This is a genomic window from Microvirga massiliensis (genome assembly GCF_001006805.1).
Classification (GTDB): domain Bacteria; phylum Pseudomonadota; class Alphaproteobacteria; order Rhizobiales; family Beijerinckiaceae; genus Microvirga; species Microvirga massiliensis.
Genome location: NZ_LN811354.1, coordinates 354,002 through 369,139, shown reverse-complemented (window position 1 = coordinate 369,139; position 15,138 = coordinate 354,002). Strand labels below are relative to the sequence as shown.

The 15,138-nt window shown below is 65.5% G+C and carries 11 protein-coding genes; 5 read left to right on the top strand and 6 right to left on the bottom strand.

Annotated features, from left to right (window positions below):
* Window positions 1–46 precede the first annotated feature (46 nt).
* Both BN1233_RS17775 and hppD read right to left on the bottom strand, forming a co-directional pair.
* Window positions 47–1,495 carry a porin gene (locus tag BN1233_RS17775; protein WP_046864913.1) on the bottom strand — a complete coding sequence of 483 codons (1,449 nt, stop codon included), beginning with the start codon at window positions 1,493–1,495 and terminating at the stop codon, window positions 47–49.
* Between the two features lie 400 nt (window positions 1,496–1,895).
* Window positions 1,896–3,011 (bottom strand): 4-hydroxyphenylpyruvate dioxygenase, encoded by a 1,116-nt coding sequence (gene hppD, locus BN1233_RS17770; protein WP_046864912.1) that lies wholly within the window; start codon window positions 3,009–3,011, stop codon window positions 1,896–1,898.
* 336 nt (window positions 3,012–3,347) lie between these two features.
* Here hppD and hmgA point away from each other — a divergent pair, with 336 nt between their 5' ends.
* Window positions 3,348–4,715, top strand: a complete 1,368-nt coding sequence (gene hmgA, locus BN1233_RS17765; protein ID WP_046864911.1) for a homogentisate 1,2-dioxygenase — start codon at window positions 3,348–3,350, stop codon at window positions 4,713–4,715.
* A 66-nt stretch (window positions 4,716–4,781) separates the two neighbouring features.
* Here the strand turns inward: hmgA and BN1233_RS17760 are convergent, their stop codons facing one another.
* Window positions 4,782–5,867: a TRAP transporter substrate-binding protein gene (locus BN1233_RS17760; RefSeq protein ID WP_046865055.1), complete on the bottom strand. Its 1,086-nt coding sequence runs from the start codon at window positions 5,865–5,867 to the stop codon at window positions 4,782–4,784.
* A gap of 83 nt (window positions 5,868–5,950) precedes the next feature.
* Between BN1233_RS17760 and BN1233_RS17755 the strand changes: the two genes are divergently transcribed.
* The 4 genes from BN1233_RS17755 to BN1233_RS17740 all read left to right on the top strand — a co-directional run bounded on the left by BN1233_RS17755 (window position 5,951) and on the right by BN1233_RS17740 (window position 10,443).
* Window positions 5,951–6,961, top strand: coding sequence for a fumarylacetoacetate hydrolase family protein (locus tag BN1233_RS17755; RefSeq protein ID WP_046864910.1), 1,011 nt, complete (start codon window positions 5,951–5,953; stop codon window positions 6,959–6,961).
* A gap of 253 nt (window positions 6,962–7,214) precedes the next feature.
* The gene (locus BN1233_RS17750; protein ID WP_046864909.1) at window positions 7,215–8,279 is read left to right on the top strand and encodes a TRAP transporter substrate-binding protein; all 1,065 of its coding nucleotides are present in this window, start codon (window positions 7,215–7,217) and stop codon (window positions 8,277–8,279) included.
* 25 nt (window positions 8,280–8,304) lie between these two features.
* Window positions 8,305–8,877: a TRAP transporter small permease gene (locus BN1233_RS17745; RefSeq protein ID WP_082145516.1), complete on the top strand. Its 573-nt coding sequence runs from the start codon at window positions 8,305–8,307 to the stop codon at window positions 8,875–8,877.
* Window positions 8,878–9,123: 246 nt separating this feature from the next.
* Window positions 9,124–10,443, top strand: coding sequence for a TRAP transporter large permease (locus tag BN1233_RS17740; protein WP_046864908.1), 1,320 nt, complete (start codon window positions 9,124–9,126; stop codon window positions 10,441–10,443).
* 12 nt (window positions 10,444–10,455) lie between these two features.
* On the opposite strand, the gene pcaDC is transcribed toward BN1233_RS17740, so the two are convergent.
* The 3 genes from pcaDC to BN1233_RS17725 all read right to left on the bottom strand — a co-directional run bounded on the left by pcaDC (window position 10,456) and on the right by BN1233_RS17725 (window position 15,028).
* Window positions 10,456–11,634 (bottom strand): bifunctional 3-oxoadipate enol-lactonase/4-carboxymuconolactone decarboxylase PcaDC, encoded by a 1,179-nt coding sequence (pcaDC, locus tag BN1233_RS17735; RefSeq protein ID WP_046864907.1) that lies wholly within the window; start codon window positions 11,632–11,634, stop codon window positions 10,456–10,458.
* A 132-nt stretch (window positions 11,635–11,766) separates the two neighbouring features.
* Complete coding sequence (gene pcaB, locus BN1233_RS17730; RefSeq protein ID WP_046864906.1) at window positions 11,767–13,119, bottom strand: 3-carboxy-cis,cis-muconate cycloisomerase; 1,353 nt, start codon at window positions 13,117–13,119, stop codon at window positions 11,767–11,769.
* A gap of 100 nt (window positions 13,120–13,219) precedes the next feature.
* Window positions 13,220–15,028, bottom strand: a complete 1,809-nt coding sequence (locus tag BN1233_RS17725; RefSeq protein ID WP_046864905.1) for an ABC-F family ATP-binding cassette domain-containing protein — start codon at window positions 15,026–15,028, stop codon at window positions 13,220–13,222.
* Window positions 15,029–15,138: the final 110 nt, after the last annotated feature.

Here is a 15,138-nt window from a genome sequence, read left to right as displayed (position 1 = left end):
GCCCCGGTGTTTCCACCGGGGCTCTCGTCAGATCGATCTGAGTCGATCAGAAGTCGCGCTGGACGCGGAGGCGGCCCTCCCAGACGTTGACGTCGCTCGTTCCGGCAGGCCGGACCGCGTTGGCCAGAGCACCGAGGTCAAAGCCCGGAATACGGTTGTCGAAGTCGACCCGCGTGTACATCACTTCGAGACCGAGGTTCAGGCCCGCAACCGGCGACCAGATCGTGTTGCCGCCGATGCGAATCTCGTTGAAGTCCGTGAAGCCGACGCTGAGACCAGCGAAGGGCCCAGTGGTGAGGATCGTAGAGGATCCGCTACCGAACTGCACGTTGGCATAGGACCCGAAGATGCTCGAACGCAGCGTCGGAGCCCAGAAATGCGTGAAGTTCGCGGCAATGCTCCAGACGTCCGTCTTCTCGAGATTACCCGTGAAGGCGTTAATCGTGGCATCGGCCACGAGACTGGTGGCCGTGAAAGTGTCACCACTTAAATTGCCTACCCTGTTGTCGCCGCCGGCGAAGCCCGCGTAGTTCGGCGCACCCTGAGCGTAGGTTCCCACCACCCAGAAGTAGTCACCAGCCGCAAAGAACGGGAGGTTGATCTGGACGCTCGGAGAGATCGCCCAGCCGTATTCGGCATCGTTAAACAGGCGGCCCGTATTGGGAACGATGGCGCCAGCCGCGGTGAGGGTTGGAGGAACACCCAGATCGCGGATCTGATGGACCGCACCCGACAGCTGCGCGTTACCCCAGGTGCCGACATACTTGATATTGGCGACGAAATCCGGAGCCGTGTCACCCGCCGGTACCCATTGGGTGAACGGGAAGTTGAAGCCGGGGAACACGTTACCGACCGGCAATCCGGACGCTGCTCCCAGGAACCCGAGCGGCAGGCCGGCGTTACGACGGCTGATGTTGTCTTCCAACGCAACCGTCGCCGAGAAGCCGCCGCCGAACGCGAAGGTGTAGGCCAAGGCCGGGAGGTCGGGAGCGTCGTCGAAGCGCAACGTGCCGAAGTGCTGCGTGGCGATGTCGGCGTTCGTGAAGAACGACGTGATTCGACCAGCAGTCAGGCCGCCGAACTGGACGAAGGCCTGCGCAACGTCGGGAGAATTTGCGGCGGTGCCGGCGAGCGGGAAATTGTACACGCCGGTGTTGCGGGTGATCTCGTACCGGATGTAGGCCCGCAGGGTGCCGTAATCCGTCGGCGTGCGAGCGTCGATGTTCAACCGGCCGCGTGCCCGGAAGCCGATCGAATCCTCGGATCGATCGAAGGGTGTCACATACCGGTATTCGGCGCGGACACGGCCGCCGACCCGCAAGCAGGTCTCGGTGCCCGGGATGTAGAAGAAGCTGGATCCGTAGGCGGAGCAGACGCGGACGTAATCAACAGCGACAGGTTCGGCCTTCCGGATGGGAAGATCCGCAGCCTGTGCCCCGGCGACGACAGCGAACCCCGCTGCGGATCCGAGGAGTAGGCTCTTCACGAGCTTCATTTATAACCTCCAAAGTTGTGAGACCCTGGGGATAGGCTTTGTGCCTCGACAGCTTCACCGAAGCCCTGACCACAGACCCCTTAACCCCTGGGATTTGTCCCCCTCCCCGCTTCCCTGCCTGGAGAGGACCAAACCACGACCGGGGCGCCCCCTGTCGCAGGCTCACAATATCGAGGGCCGTTCCCCGATCAACCGACCGGAGCCGTTAATCGGCCACATTGGGACCTTTTCAAGGGGTATGTTGCACAAAGGCCACGTGCGCTCAGGGCCCATTTAACCGACCGTTAACGCCGTCGCCGCTTCGTGGCACTTGAAACCTCTGAGGGGCGCACGTTGGCACGGGCCTCGGAGTGCCACCAGGCGGGCCACCCCGGATCCAGACAGGTAGCTTGCCTAGCCATCAGGCAGTCTCCGCCTTGAGGACGCCACGACGAATCTGGTCCTCCTCGATCGATTCGAAGAGCGCCTTGAAGTTGCCCTCTCCGAATCCGTCATCGCCCTTGCGCTGGATGAACTCGAAGAAGATCGGGCCAATCGCCGTTTTCCCGAAGCGCTGGAGCAGCACCTTGGTGAAGCCGCCTTCCACGACGCCCTCGCCGTCGATGAGGATGCCGTTCGTCTGGAGGCGCTCGACCGGTTCGCCGTGCTTCGGCAGGCGCCTGTCGATCCGGGAGTAATAGATTTCGTTCGGGGCCGGCATGAACTCCACGCCCCGCTCGATCAGCGCCTCGATCGATTCGTAGAGATCGGTGGCCCCGAGCGCGACGTGCTGGATGCCCTCGCCCTTGTACTCCTGCAGATACTCTTCGATCTGTCCGGTCTCGCCCGCATCCTCGTTGATCGGGATGCGGATCTTGCCGTCCGGACTCGTCATGGCGCGCGAGTGAAGGCCGGTCAGCTTGCCCTCGATATCGAAGTAGCGAATCTGCCGGAAGTTGAAGAGCCGCTCGTAAAAGGCCGCCCACTCGTTCAGGCGCCCGCGATAGACGTTGTGGGTGAGGTGGTCGATGTAGTAGAGGCCAACGCCATGGGGCTTCGGATCCCGCTCCCCGAGCCACTCGAAATCCACGTCGTAGATCGAGCCCTTCGCCCCGTAGCGGTCGATCAGATAGATCTGGAGCCCGCCGATTCCCTCGATCGCGGGGATGTTGAGTTCCATAGGCCCGACATTCGTCGGGGCGGGCTTGGCGCCTAAGCTGAGCGCACGCTCATAGGCATGCTTCGCATCGACGACCCGGAAGGCCATCGCCGGGGCACTGGGCCCGTGCGCCTGCGCGAACTTCGCCGCGAAGGATTCGGGCTCGGCGTTGAGGATGAAGTTGATGTCGCCCTGCCGATAGAGCGTCACGTTCTTGGAGCGATGACGCGCGACGGCCGCAAATCCCATCTGCTTGAACAAGGCATCAAGCTTCTCGGGCTCGGGATGGCAATACTCGACGAACTCGAATCCGTCCGTTCCCATCGGATTCTCGTCGCTAATGGCCGGAGGCGGCGCGTCATGCGGATACGGTCCCATCGTTTCCTCCTCTGTCTGGCCGACCCTCGATTTGCGTGCCGGTCGGCTCGGGCCATCGGCGCGGCTCGCGAGGAAGAGCCCTCATCTGCCGCCGCTTCCCGACCGCCGGTCACGAGAGGCGCCGACCGGTATGCTGGCTGCATATCTGGGGTTGGAGACGGGCCCCGGCCAGAGCCGGCGCAGACGAGCCAAGCGTCATCGGGCCGACCTGAGCCCTTAGGGCGTTCGACCTTGAATCTGTTGCTCGTGCAACTAGCATGCAGGAGATATGGTTCTCGCAACCCCTCGCGGATTGCCGACGCCGAACCGATTGCGAGCAGCCTCCAAGAGGGTGCCATGAACCTGCAGAACCAGAACACCTTCGCCCGGGCCGACCGCCAGACCACCGCCCTCCTCCCGGGTTACATGTCTGGTTTCGGAAACTCGTTCGAGACCGAAGCCCTGCCCGGCGCCCTGCCGGTCGGCATGAACTCGCCGCAGAAATGCGCCTATGGCCTCTACGCGGAGCAACTGTCCGGTTCCCCCTTCACGGCGCCCCAGGCGACGAACCAGCGCTCCTGGCTCTACCGCATCCGGCCGACCGTGAAGCATTCCGGCCGCTACCGCCGCGCCAACAAGGCGTTTCTGCGAACCGCGCCGGGCGCCCGGGACGAAAGCGACCGACCGCTCGGGCAACTCCGCTGGGGGCCCGTGCCGATTCCCGATGAGCCGCTGACCTTCGTGTTAGGACTGAGAACGGTGACGACGGCCGGCGATTCGGACACCCAGGTCGGGATGGCCGCCCATCTCGCCCTGGTCACACGCTCGATGGAGGACGAGTATTTCTTCAACGCGGATGGCGAGTTCCTAGTGGTCGCGCAGGAGGGGCGCCTTCGTTTCCGCACCGAGTTCGGAATCATCGATATCGAACCGGGCGAAATCTGCGTGATTCCGCGCGGCGTCATCTTCACGGTCGACCTCATCGACGGCCCGGCCCGGGCCTATGTCTGCGAGAACTACGGCGGCGCATTCACCCTGCCGGACCGTGGCCCGATCGGCGCCAATTGCCTCGCGAACCGCCGGGACTTCTATACGCCGATCGCCGCCTACGAGGAGCGCGAAGTCCCCTCCAGGCTCTTCGTGAAATGGGGCGGCGAGCTCCATCTCACCGAGATCGGCCAGTCGCCTCTCGACGTCGTCGCCTGGCACGGCAATTACGCACCTTACAAATACGATCTGCGCCGTTTCTCGCCGGTCGGGCCGATTCTCTACGATCACGCCGATCCGTCGATCTTCACGGTCCTCACCGCACCGTCGGAGACACCCGGCACCGCAAACGTCGACTTCGTGATCTTTCCGGAACGCTGGCTGGTGGCGGAAAACACATTCCGTCCGCCGTGGTATCACCGCAATCTAATGTCGGAATTCATGGGGCTCGTCCTCGGCGTCTACGACGCGAAACCGGAAGGGTTCGTGCCCGGCGGAATGAGCCTGCACAACCAGATGCTTCCGCACGGCCCCGACGAGAAGGCGTTCGAACACGCCAGCAATGTCGATCTCAAGCCCGTGAAGCTCGAAGGCACTCTCGCCTTCATGTTCGAGACACGTTTCCCGCAACGCATCACGGCCTATGCGGCGAGCCTCGAGACCTTACAGGAAAACTATATCGAGTGCTGGTCCGGTCTCCGGAAGCATTTCGATCCGGAGGGTCGCGAGCCGAAATAGGTCGCTTTGTTTTTTGGCCTCGAGAGGCGCAGGTTTCTCCGGCGCCTCTCGCTATTGAGCGCCCGCTTACGAACGGCCGCGTGTGCGGATGAGGAAGGTATCGTAGGCGTATTCGTTGAACTGCCACCAGGGCAGCAACTCGTTCCGGAACGCGATCATCGATTCGTACGCGCGCTTGAAATCCGCGTTCTTCGCGGACTGCTCGGCGTAGAACTCGTTGGCGGCCTTGAGCGCCGCTTCCATGATGGATTGCGGGAAGGTGCGCAGCTCCGTACCGGCCGCAACCATGCGGCGGAGCGCCGGCGCGTTCACGGCGTCGTATTTCGACAGCATCCAGTTGTTGGCGGCCTCGCAGGCGTGGAACAGGATGGCCTGGTAGTTCTTCGGCAGCTCGTTCCATTTCTGCAGGTTCACGGCGAGATGCAGCATGGCGCCGCCCTCCCACCAGCCGGGGGCGTAGTAGTATTTGGCAACCTGCGAGAGCCCGAGCTTCTCGTCGTCGTAAGGCCCGACGAATTCCGCCGCGTCGAGCGTCCCGCGCTCGAGAGCCGGATAGACGTCTCCGCCCGCGATCTGCTGCGGGACGACGCCGAGCCTCGCGAGGACCTGACCGCCGAGGCCGCCGATCCGGAACTTCAGGCCGGACAAGTCAGAGACGTCCTTCAACTCCTTGCGGAAGAAGCCGCCCATCTGCGTGCCGGAATTTCCGCACGCGAAGGAAATCGCGTTGAAGTTCTCCAGCACACCGTTGATGATCTCGCTCCCGTCGCCGAAATGCCACCAGGAATGCTGCTGCCGGGCATTGAGGCCGAACGGCACGCCGGTCGCGAAGGCCAGCGCAGGGTCCTTGCCGAAGTAAAAATACAGCGGCGTATGAGCACACTCGATCGCCCCGGTCTGCACTGCATCGAGCGCCTGCAGCCCGCCGACGAGCTCGCCAGCCGGAAAGGCCTGGATCTGGAACTTGTTGTCGGTCGCTTCGGCCACGTATTTCGCCAGGGTCTGGGCCGTGCCGAAGATGGTGTCGAGCTGCCGCGGGAAGCTCGACGTCAGCCGCCAGTGTATGTCCGGCGCCGACTGCGCAATCGCCGGCGCGGCGAGCGTGCCCGTGGTCGCGACGGCAGCTCCGGCCAGAAAATCGCGTCTTTTGATCGTCGGCGTGGTCATCAGGGGCTACTCCTCTTGCAACGCGTCGTTGGTCCGGCCACTCATGCACTGAAAACCGGATTTTGGCTATGAAGCTTGCCTCGCTCAAACACGGCCGGGATGGCCGGCTCGTGATCGTCTCGCGGGATCTCACGCGCGCGACGGATGCCTTCATCGTTGCGCCGACCCTCCAGCAGGCCCTCGACGACTGGGACCGGGTCGAGCCCCGCCTGCAGGACCTCACGGAGCAGCTCGAGCACGGGTCGGTCCCGTCGTTCCGGTTCCACGAGCACGATTGTTCCTCTCCGCTCCCGCGAGCCTACCAATGGGCGGACGGCTCGGCTTACGTGAACCATGTCGAGCTCGTCCGGAGAGCCCGCAGCGCCGAGATGCCGCCCTCCTTCTGGACGGATCCGCTGATATACCAGGGCTGCTCGGATGCGTTTCTCGGACCCCGCGATCCGATCCCGGTGGCCGACGAAGGGTTCGGGATCGATTTCGAGGCGGAGGTAGCGGTCGTCACCAGCGATGTCCCGATGGGCGTTTCGCCGGAGGAGGCCGCTTCCCTGATTCGCCTCGTCCTCCTGGTGAACGACGTTTCCCTTCGCAACCTCATCCCCGCGGAGCTCGCAAAAGGCTTTGGCTTCTTCCAGTCGAAGCCGTCCTCCGCGCTCTCCCCGGTCGCGGTCACGCCCGACGAACTCGGCTCGGTCTGGGACGGCCGACGCGTGCATCTGCCGCTGAATTCGACCTACAACGGGCAGCCATTCGGCTGCCCGAATGCCGGGATCGACATGACGTTCGATTTCCCTACCCTGATCGCGCATGCGGCCAGGACACGCCCGCTCGGCGCCGGCACCATCATCGGCTCGGGCACCGTCTCCAACCGCGACCGTGATGGCGGGCCGGGCCGGCCGATCAAGGACGGCGGCGTCGGGTATTCCTGCATCGCCGAGATCCGGACGGTGGAGACGATCCGCGACGGAAAGCCCTCGACGCCCTTCATGAAATTCGGAGACTGCATCCGCATCGAGATGAAGGACGCATCGGGACACTCGATCTTCGGAGCGATCGAGCAGGAGGTGGTCCGCGCGGGATAGAAGCTCCGGCGCAGTGTTTTCCTACTCGCCCGCTCCTTTGGGGCTATCCCTTCCACGAGGAGAGGTGAAGAGGGCAGCGATCATGCGATCCTTGGGAAGCGACCGCCCGCGCGAGAGAAGCCTCGAAGACGGGGCATCGCGCGGATTAACCGGTTGATCGGATTGCAGCCTTGTTTCCGTTCTGACACGGTCGCCGGGAGACTGCGTGGCGACGCGACAAGAAGCCCAAATGGGCAGAAGAGGAGAACGTCCGATGAGTACCCCGACGAACCCGGCCCGGCGCCGATTTCTCGCGGTCTCCGCGGGAGTGCTGGCCGCCCCTGCCCTGCTGCGTGAAGGCTATGCCCAGGCTCCGCAGGTGACGTTGCGGATGCACCACTTCCTGCCGCCGACCACGAACGGACAGGTGAACTTTCTGGCGCCTTGGGCCAAGAAGGTCGCAGCGGATTCCGGAAACCGCATCAAGATCGACATCTTCCCGTCGATGCAGCTCGGCGGTGCGCCACCGCAGCTCTACGATCAGGCGAAGGATGGTGTCGTGGACCTCGTCTGGACATTGCCGGGCTATACGACCGGGCGCTTCCCCGGCAGCGAAGCCTTCGAGCTTCCCTTCGTCGCGGATCGCAAGGCGATCGTGAATTCCCGCGCCTTCCAGGAATTTGCCGCCGAGCATCTCAAGGAGGAATTCAAGGACGTTCATCCGATCTGCTTCTGGACGCACGATCACGGACTGATCCATGCGAACAAACCCGTGCATACCCTGGAGGATCTTAAGGGTCTGAAGCTCCGCTTCCCGACGCGCCTCGCCGGCGAAGCGCTGCGGGCGCTCGGCGCAACGGTCGTCGGCATGCCGGTCCCGCAGGTACCGGAATCGCTGGCGCAGCGCGTGATCAACGGTTGCGTCGTGCCCTGGGAGGTCGTGCCGTCCATCAAGGTGCACGAACTCGTCAAGAACCATACGGAAATCCCAGGCTCGCCGACGCTCTACGTAGCGACCTTCATCCTCGCGATGAACAAGGCAAAATACGAGAGCCTTCCGGCCGACCTGAAGGAGGTGCTCGACAAGAATTCCGGGCTCGCCGCCGCGACGATGGCCGGCAAGGCTTGGGATGACCAGGCGATCGTCGTGTCCGAGATGGTGAAGGCGCGCGGCAACACGATCATCACGATTTCCGAGGACGAGAAAGCGCGCTGGCGCAAGGCGACCGAACCGGTCATCGAGCACTGGCTGACGACGATGAAGGAGCGTGGCCTCGACGGCCAGAAGCTCCTCGACAGCGCTCGCGCCGCGATCCATAAGCACGAGAACGCGGCCTGAAGCCTGCCGTTCTCGCGACCGGGGCGTGCTGGCCCCGGTCATCGTCTCGCTCGATCACGCCCGTAGACGGGCCGTCCCCTCGCTCGCAGACATGCCCTCAGACCAAGGCACCACGAGCGCTCCGTGGGAGCGCAGCATCGAGGCTCTCGTACGGCTTTTGGCCCTCGCGGGCGGCCTCCTCGTCGTGGGTCTCGGCCTCCTCGTAACGACGAGCGTGCTCATGCGCTGGATTCTCGACGAGGGAATCAACGGCGAGTTCGAGCTCGTCCAGATGGGCCTTGCAATCGCGGTCTTCGCATTCCTGCCGCTCTGCCAAGCCAAGCGCGGGAACGTGATGGTCGACACCTTCACGACCCGGCTTCCGCGAGGAGCTCAGATCGCGCTCGACATGGTCTGGGACATCGTCTTTGCTGGTTTCGCGGCCTTCATTGCATGGCGGCTCACGCTCGGCGCCATGGAGGCGCATGTCAACGCCACGACATCCATGGTCCTCGGCCTGCCGATCTATTACGCGATCTGGCTCTGCGCGGGCATGGCGGCCTTCCTCGCCGTCGTGTGCCTTGCGACTGCTTGGAGCCGCATGAGGGACATGTCCTGAGATGGATCAGCAGCCACCCTCACCCGCCGCCCTCTTCACCTCTCCCCTTGTGGGAGAGGTCGCGCGCTTCAGCGCGCGGGTGAGGGGTGTTGGCACTGCGCCCTCCTTCTGGACGCAGCGGTGCACTGTGCTTGTTGCGTTGGCGCAGCCACCCTCACCCGCCGCCCTTCGGGCGTCGACCTCTCCCGTCGAGGGAGAGGTGAGAACGCGGGTGAGGGGTGCCACCGCAAGCGCCGGGAGCTGCGCATGACCGGCACGGCGCTCGCCATCTGGGGCTTCGTCGGGATGCTGGCGCTCATTGCGCTGCGCATGCCGGTCGGGCTCGCGATGCTGGCAGCGGGAAGCGCGGGCTATCTTTCTATCGCAGGGTGGCCGGCCTTCCTGAACTACATGAAGACGACGCCGTATTTCCTGTTCTCCAACTACACGCTCTCCGTCATCCCGCTCTTCATCCTGATGGGCGCCTTCGCGGAGCGCTCCGGACTCTCGCAGGATCTGTTCCGCGCGGCGAATGCCGTTGTCGGCCACCGGCGCGGCGGCACGGCGATGTCGGTGATCGGCGCTTGTACGGCGTTCGGCGCAATCTGCGGATCGTCCGTTGCGACGACGGCGACCTTCGGGCGCGCAGTCCTGCCGGAGTTCCGGCGTTATCGCTATGCGCCGGGTCTCGCGACCGGCGTCATCGCCGTCGGCGGAACGCTCGGCATCCTCATTCCGCCCTCCGTCATCCTCGTCGTCTATGCGATCGCGACCGAGCAGAACATCGTGAAGCTGTTCGAGGCCGCGCTCATCCCGGGCCTCCTCGCGACACTGTTCTACTGCCTGACGATCGCCTGGATCGCCCGCCGCAATCCCGAACTCACCCCGTCGCACCCGCGCGTGAGCAGAGCGGAACGGCGGACCGCGCTGATCGCGATATGGCCCGTGATGCTGGTAGCCCTGATTGTCGTAGGTGGAATCTATGGCGGCGTGTTCACGCCGACGGAGGGAGCGGCCGTCGGTGCGGTCGCGATGCTGCTCATTGGGCTCCTGCGCCGATCGCTGTCCTGGAAGGATTTCCTCACGAGCCTTCTACAGACGGCCGAGACGACCGCGCTCATCTTTCTTATTCTTCTCGGCGCAGAAGTCTTCAACGCCTTCCTGGCCTTCTCGCAATTGCCGACCAACGCGGCAACGATGATCTCGGAAGCGGGACTGCCGCCCTATGCGGTTCTCGCCACGCTCCTTCTCTTCTACATCGTTCTCGGCGCGGTCATGGACGAACTCGCCATGATCCTGCTGACGCTGCCGGTGTTCTTTCCGATCGTGACGGCGCTCGATTTCGGCCTGCCGCCCGACGAGGTCGCGATCTGGTTCGGAATCCTCGTGCTGATCGTCGTCGGAATCGGTCTCACGGCGCCACCGATCGGGCTGAACGTCTTCGTGATCAACTCGATCGCGCGCGACGTGCCGATCGCGCAGACCTATCGCGGCGTGCTTCCGTTCCTGGTAAGCGACATCCTGCGTCTCACGCTGTGCGCCGCGTTCCCGGTGCTTTCGCTCGCCCTGGTCCGCTGGCTCGCGTGAGAGCCGGGTTGATCAGCCGAACTCCTCGCCGAGTACCTCGCGCGTCCACCGGAAGGCGGCGTTCGCGGCCGGCACGCCGGCATAGACGGACGCCTGAATGAGCAGAGCGCGCAACTCGTCGCGCGTCACGCCGTTCCGCAGCGCGGGCTTCAGGTGGAGCTTGAACTCCTCCTCGCGATGGAGCGCGACCATGATCGACAGGGTCACGAGCGACCGGGTCTTCCATGGCAGCGTCGGGTCGCCCCAGATTTCGCCCCAGGCATAGCGGCTGATGAAATCCTGCCACGGCTGGGCGAACTCGCTTGCACTGTCCAGCGAGCGCTGCACGTGCTCGACCCCGAGCACGCTCTTGCGCGTCGCGAGACCCACGGGGAGGCTGGCGCCGCCGCCGACGATCTCGCGCTTGCCGAACTGCTCGAGAAATCCGAGGATCGCCTCGTTGAGCGCATCCGACTGCTCGACGGCCACGAGATGCGCGGCCTCCGGGATCACCGTCAGTTCGGCTTCCGGGATCAGCGAGGAGAGTTCCTCCGCCATCTCGATCGGCGTCGCCGGATCCTCCTCGCCGGCGACGAGCAGTGTCGGCGCGCGGATCGCGCCGATCTCGCTCCGGAGATCCATGGCGCCGATCGCATGGCAGGCCGCCGCATAGCCGCGGGCATCGGTTTCGAGAAAGCGCTCGCGCACATAGGAGACAGCATCCGGGCACAGCGCCACGGTGTCCGGCGTGAACCAGCGCGCCATGACGGAATCGACGAGGCTCCCCACGCCGCGGCTGCGCACGGTGGCGGCCCGCTCCTCCCAGCTCTCCTGCGTCGGCATGTATGCGGCGGTCGCGACCAGGATGAGGCTCTCGACGCGATCCGGGTAACGGGCCGCGAAGGATTGCGCGGTCATGCCGCCAAGCGACAGGCCGATCAGATGAACCCGATCGATCCCGAGCCCGTCGAGGAGGCCTGCGAGATCAGCCGCGAGATCCGCGATCGTGAAGCGCTCGTCGACCACCGCCGAACGGCCGTGCCCGCGGGTATCGTAGCGCAGGCAGCGGTAGCACCCCGCGAGAGCACGGACCTGCGCGTCCCACATCTCGAGCGTCGTCCCGAGCGAATTCGAGAACGCGACGACGGGCGCATCATCCGGGCCGGTGATGTCGTAGAACAGGTTGACGTCGCGGAGATTCATCAGGGGCATGGCGTCACCGATCGATCTGCGGAGGTGCGAGTCTTAGCGCATCGTTCGATGCGCTGTTCAAGGACCGAAGCATCGGATTGGTCCCAAAAGTGGAACCCACTTTTAGGTCCGATGCTATAGCACGGGTTCCCATCACCGACTGCTCTGCAGAATCTGCACCACCCTGTCGGCCTCCTCGATCGCGCGATCGATCCAGGGTTGCGCCGCCTCGATCGCGGGCGCCAGGTCGAAAGCCTCGGCGATTTCGGGGCCATGATCACGGCAGAGCACCTCCTGAAGGCTCCGGCCGGACGTGCGGACCTCGTCGGCCGCACGCTCGACGGCCTCGTGCGCGGCCTCGCGGCCGAGCCGATGGGCGAGCCGGCCCGCGGCGGCATCGGCGAACAGGAGGCCACGGGTCGCGTCGAGATTCGCGGCCATGCGCTTCGGGTAAATCTCGAGGCCCTCGCACAAAAGCCGGCTCTCGCGCAGGGCTCCGGACGTGAGGCCGAACAAGGTCGGGAGCGCACCCCACTCGGCGTGCCACAGGCCGGCCGGACGTTCGTGCCGCGCCGACAAGGCTTGGAGGAGCAGAGCTGCCTGGCCGATGGATGCCTGATGGGCCGCGATGATGATCGTGCTTGAAACCGGATTGCGCTTGTGCGGCATCGACGAGGAGCCGCCGCGGCCCGGGACATGGGGCTCCGCGACCTCCCCGACCTCCGTCGTGCAGAGATGCGCGACGTCGACGGCCATCTTGCCGAGCGCTCCGAGCAGCACGGCGATGGAAGTGCCCCCTTCTGCGAATCCCGCTCGGCGCGTGTGCCAGGTGATCGCCGGCGCCCGCAGGCCGAGAAGGTCCGCGAAGGAATCGGCCACGCGTGGCCCCTGTTCTCCCAGCGCCGCGAGCGTGCCTACCGGACCGCCCAGGGATGCTACGAGCAGGCGGCCCTTCGCGCGCGCGATACCCTCGCCCGCCTCGGCGATCCCGGCGAGCCAGACGGCCGCCTTGAAGCCGAAGGTGATCGGCGCCGCATGCTGGCCATAGGTGCGACCCACGCAGGGCGTGCGGCGGTGGGCTTCCGCCAGCCGCTGCAATTCCTGGAGCACCGCGGCGAGGTCCGGCTCTATGAGGCGAAACCCGTCGCGCAATTGCAGCACGAGCGCGGTGTCGAGGATGTCCTGCGTGGTCGCGCCCTTGTGGAACGATGATTCGTACTCCGCCGGCAGGCGCTTCTGAACGGCCTTCACGAAGGGGATCGTTGGAACGCCCGCGTTCGCGGTCGCCTTCCCGATCTCGTCGAGGTCGAGATCGTCGGGCGAGATCGCGGCGATCGCCTCGGCGAGGGCCTCCGGTGCGAGGCCGAACCGCGCCTGCGCCCGCGCGAGCGCCTCCTCGACGGCGAGCATCGCGGCGATCCGCGCCCGGTCGGAGAACACCGCCTGCATGGCGCCGCTGGTGAAGAGCGGCCCGGTGATCGCGGAATTGAGAGGCGAGAACGTCACGGGCCTGAGTCCTTGCGGCTGTGCGGAACCGGGATTCCGCCATCATCCTCCGCTTCCGGCTGCGCGTCACCCCGGGTAGCGCGCCGGCCCGTTCCGCGCATCAGGCGCCGAGTTCCTCCCGGAGCATCTCGAGGGTGAGCCAACGCTCCTCGGCGGCGGCGAGCTGCGCCTCTGCCTCGGCCAGCGCCGCCGAGGCCTTCTCGAACAGTGCCGGATCCCGAGCATAGAGGCCGGGATCCGCCAGCGTCTCGTGCAGCTTCGCGATTCGGGTCTCGAGCTCGCTGATGCGCCCCGGCAGGGTCTTGAGCTCGTGCTGCTCGTTGAAACCGAGCTTGCGGCGTGGGGCCGAGCGGTTTCCCGGCTCGCTCGCCGGGCGCTCCGCTTTCGCCTTCGGCTTCTCGACCGTGCGGGCCTGAACGCCTTCGCCGCGCTGGGCGACCATGTCGGAATAGCCGCCCGCATATTCGACCCAGCGCCCCTCTCCTTCAGAAACCAGAACCGAGCCGACCGTGCGGTCGAGGAAGTCGCGGTCGTGGCTCACGAGGACGACCGTGCCGGGATAGTCGTCGATCATCTCCTCGAGCAGATCGAGCGTCTCAAGATCGAGATCGTTCGTCGGCTCGTCGAGGACGAGAAGGTTCGAGGGCTGCGCGAGCGCGCGGGCGACCATCAGGCGGTTGCGTTCGCCGCCCGACAGCACGCCGACGGGCGTGCGCGCCTGTTCGGGCGCGAACAGGAAGTCCTTCATGTAGCCGACGACGTGCTTTCTCTGTCCGCCGATCACGACGCTGTCGCTGCCGCCGCCCGTGAGGGTCTCGGCGACAGTGGCATTCGGATCGAGGCTCTCGCGCCGCTGGTCGAGGGTGACGAGCTCGACATTCGCACCGAGGCGCACTTGGCCCGAATCCGGCGCGAGAACACCGGTCAGGAGATTGAGCAGCGTCGTCTTTCCCGAGCCGTTCGGGCCGACGATGCCGAGCCGGTCGCCGCGCAGGATGCGCAGCGAGAGATTCTGAACGATCGGGCGGCCGTCGAAGGACTTGCTGATTCCGTCCGCCTCGATCACCAACGTGCCGGATTCCTGGGCTTCGGCGAGCGTCATCTTCACCGAGCCGGCCGCCTTCACCTGGTCGCGCCGCTGCTGCCGCAGCGTGTGAAGATGGGCGAGGCGCCGCACGTTGCGCTTGCGCCGTGCGGTCACGCCGTAGCGCAGCCAGTCGGCTTCCGCGGCGATCTTGCGATCGAGCTTGTGGCGCTCCTGTTCCTCCTGTTCGAGGACTTCGTCGCGCCAGGATTCGAAGCTCGCGAATCCCTTCTCGATCCGCCGCGTGATGCCGCGATCGAGCCAAATCGTGGCGCTCGAGAGCCGCTCGAGGAAGCGGCGATCGTGGCTGATCAGGACAAGGCCCGAACGGATCGAGAGGAGCTCGTTCTCCAGCCACTCGATCGCCGGCAGGTCGAGATGGTTCGTGGGCTCGTCAAGAAGGAGGATGTCCGGCGCGGGCGCCAGCACGTGCGCGAGCGCCGCCCGCCGTGCCTCGCCTCCGGAGAGACGGTCGGTCGGTTCATCCCCGTGCAGCCCGAGCTGCTCGAGCAGGTAGCGGGCGCGGTAAGGATCGTCGCCCGGGCCGAGGCCCGCTTCCACATAGGCGAGCGTCGTCGGGAAGTCGGTGAGGTCCGGCTCCTGCGGAAGGTAGCGGATCGTCGCGCCGGGCTGCACGAAGCGAGTGCCGTGATCGGCCTCCAGCAAGCCGGCCGCGATCTTCAGCAGCGTCGACTTGCCGGAGCCGTTGCGGCCGACGAGACAGATCCGGTCGCCTTGCCCGACGGCGAGATCCGCTCGCTCGATGAGCGGCTGACCGCCGAAGGTGAGACTGCAATCCTGGAGAGAAAGAAGCGGTGGCGCCATGCGCCTCCCGTGGCATCAGAGGCGGGCGATGGCAAGGCGGGGGCTGCATGGCGTCGAACGTTGACGCAGCCACCCTCACCCGCCCCTTCGGGGCGACCTCTCCCCTCAAG

Coding starts and splice junctions, on each gene's coding strand:
- BN1233_RS17755 (WP_046864910.1), top strand. CDS start 5,951: ATGAAGCTTGCCTCGCTCAAACACGGCCGGGATGGCCGGCTCGTGATC.
- pcaDC (WP_046864907.1), bottom strand. CDS start 11,634: ATGCCCCTGATGAATCTCCGCGACGTCAACCTGTTCTACGACATCACC.
- BN1233_RS17750 (WP_046864909.1), top strand. CDS start 7,215: ATGAGTACCCCGACGAACCCGGCCCGGCGCCGATTTCTCGCGGTCTCC.
- BN1233_RS17725 (WP_046864905.1), bottom strand. CDS start 15,028: ATGGCGCCACCGCTTCTTTCTCTCCAGGATTGCAGTCTCACCTTCGGC.
- BN1233_RS17740 (WP_046864908.1), top strand. CDS start 9,124: ATGACCGGCACGGCGCTCGCCATCTGGGGCTTCGTCGGGATGCTGGCG.
- hppD (WP_046864912.1), bottom strand. CDS start 3,011: ATGGGACCGTATCCGCATGACGCGCCGCCTCCGGCCATTAGCGACGAG.
- BN1233_RS17775 (WP_046864913.1), bottom strand. CDS start 1,495: ATGAAGCTCGTGAAGAGCCTACTCCTCGGATCCGCAGCGGGGTTCGCT.
- hmgA (WP_046864911.1), top strand. CDS start 3,348: ATGAACCTGCAGAACCAGAACACCTTCGCCCGGGCCGACCGCCAGACC.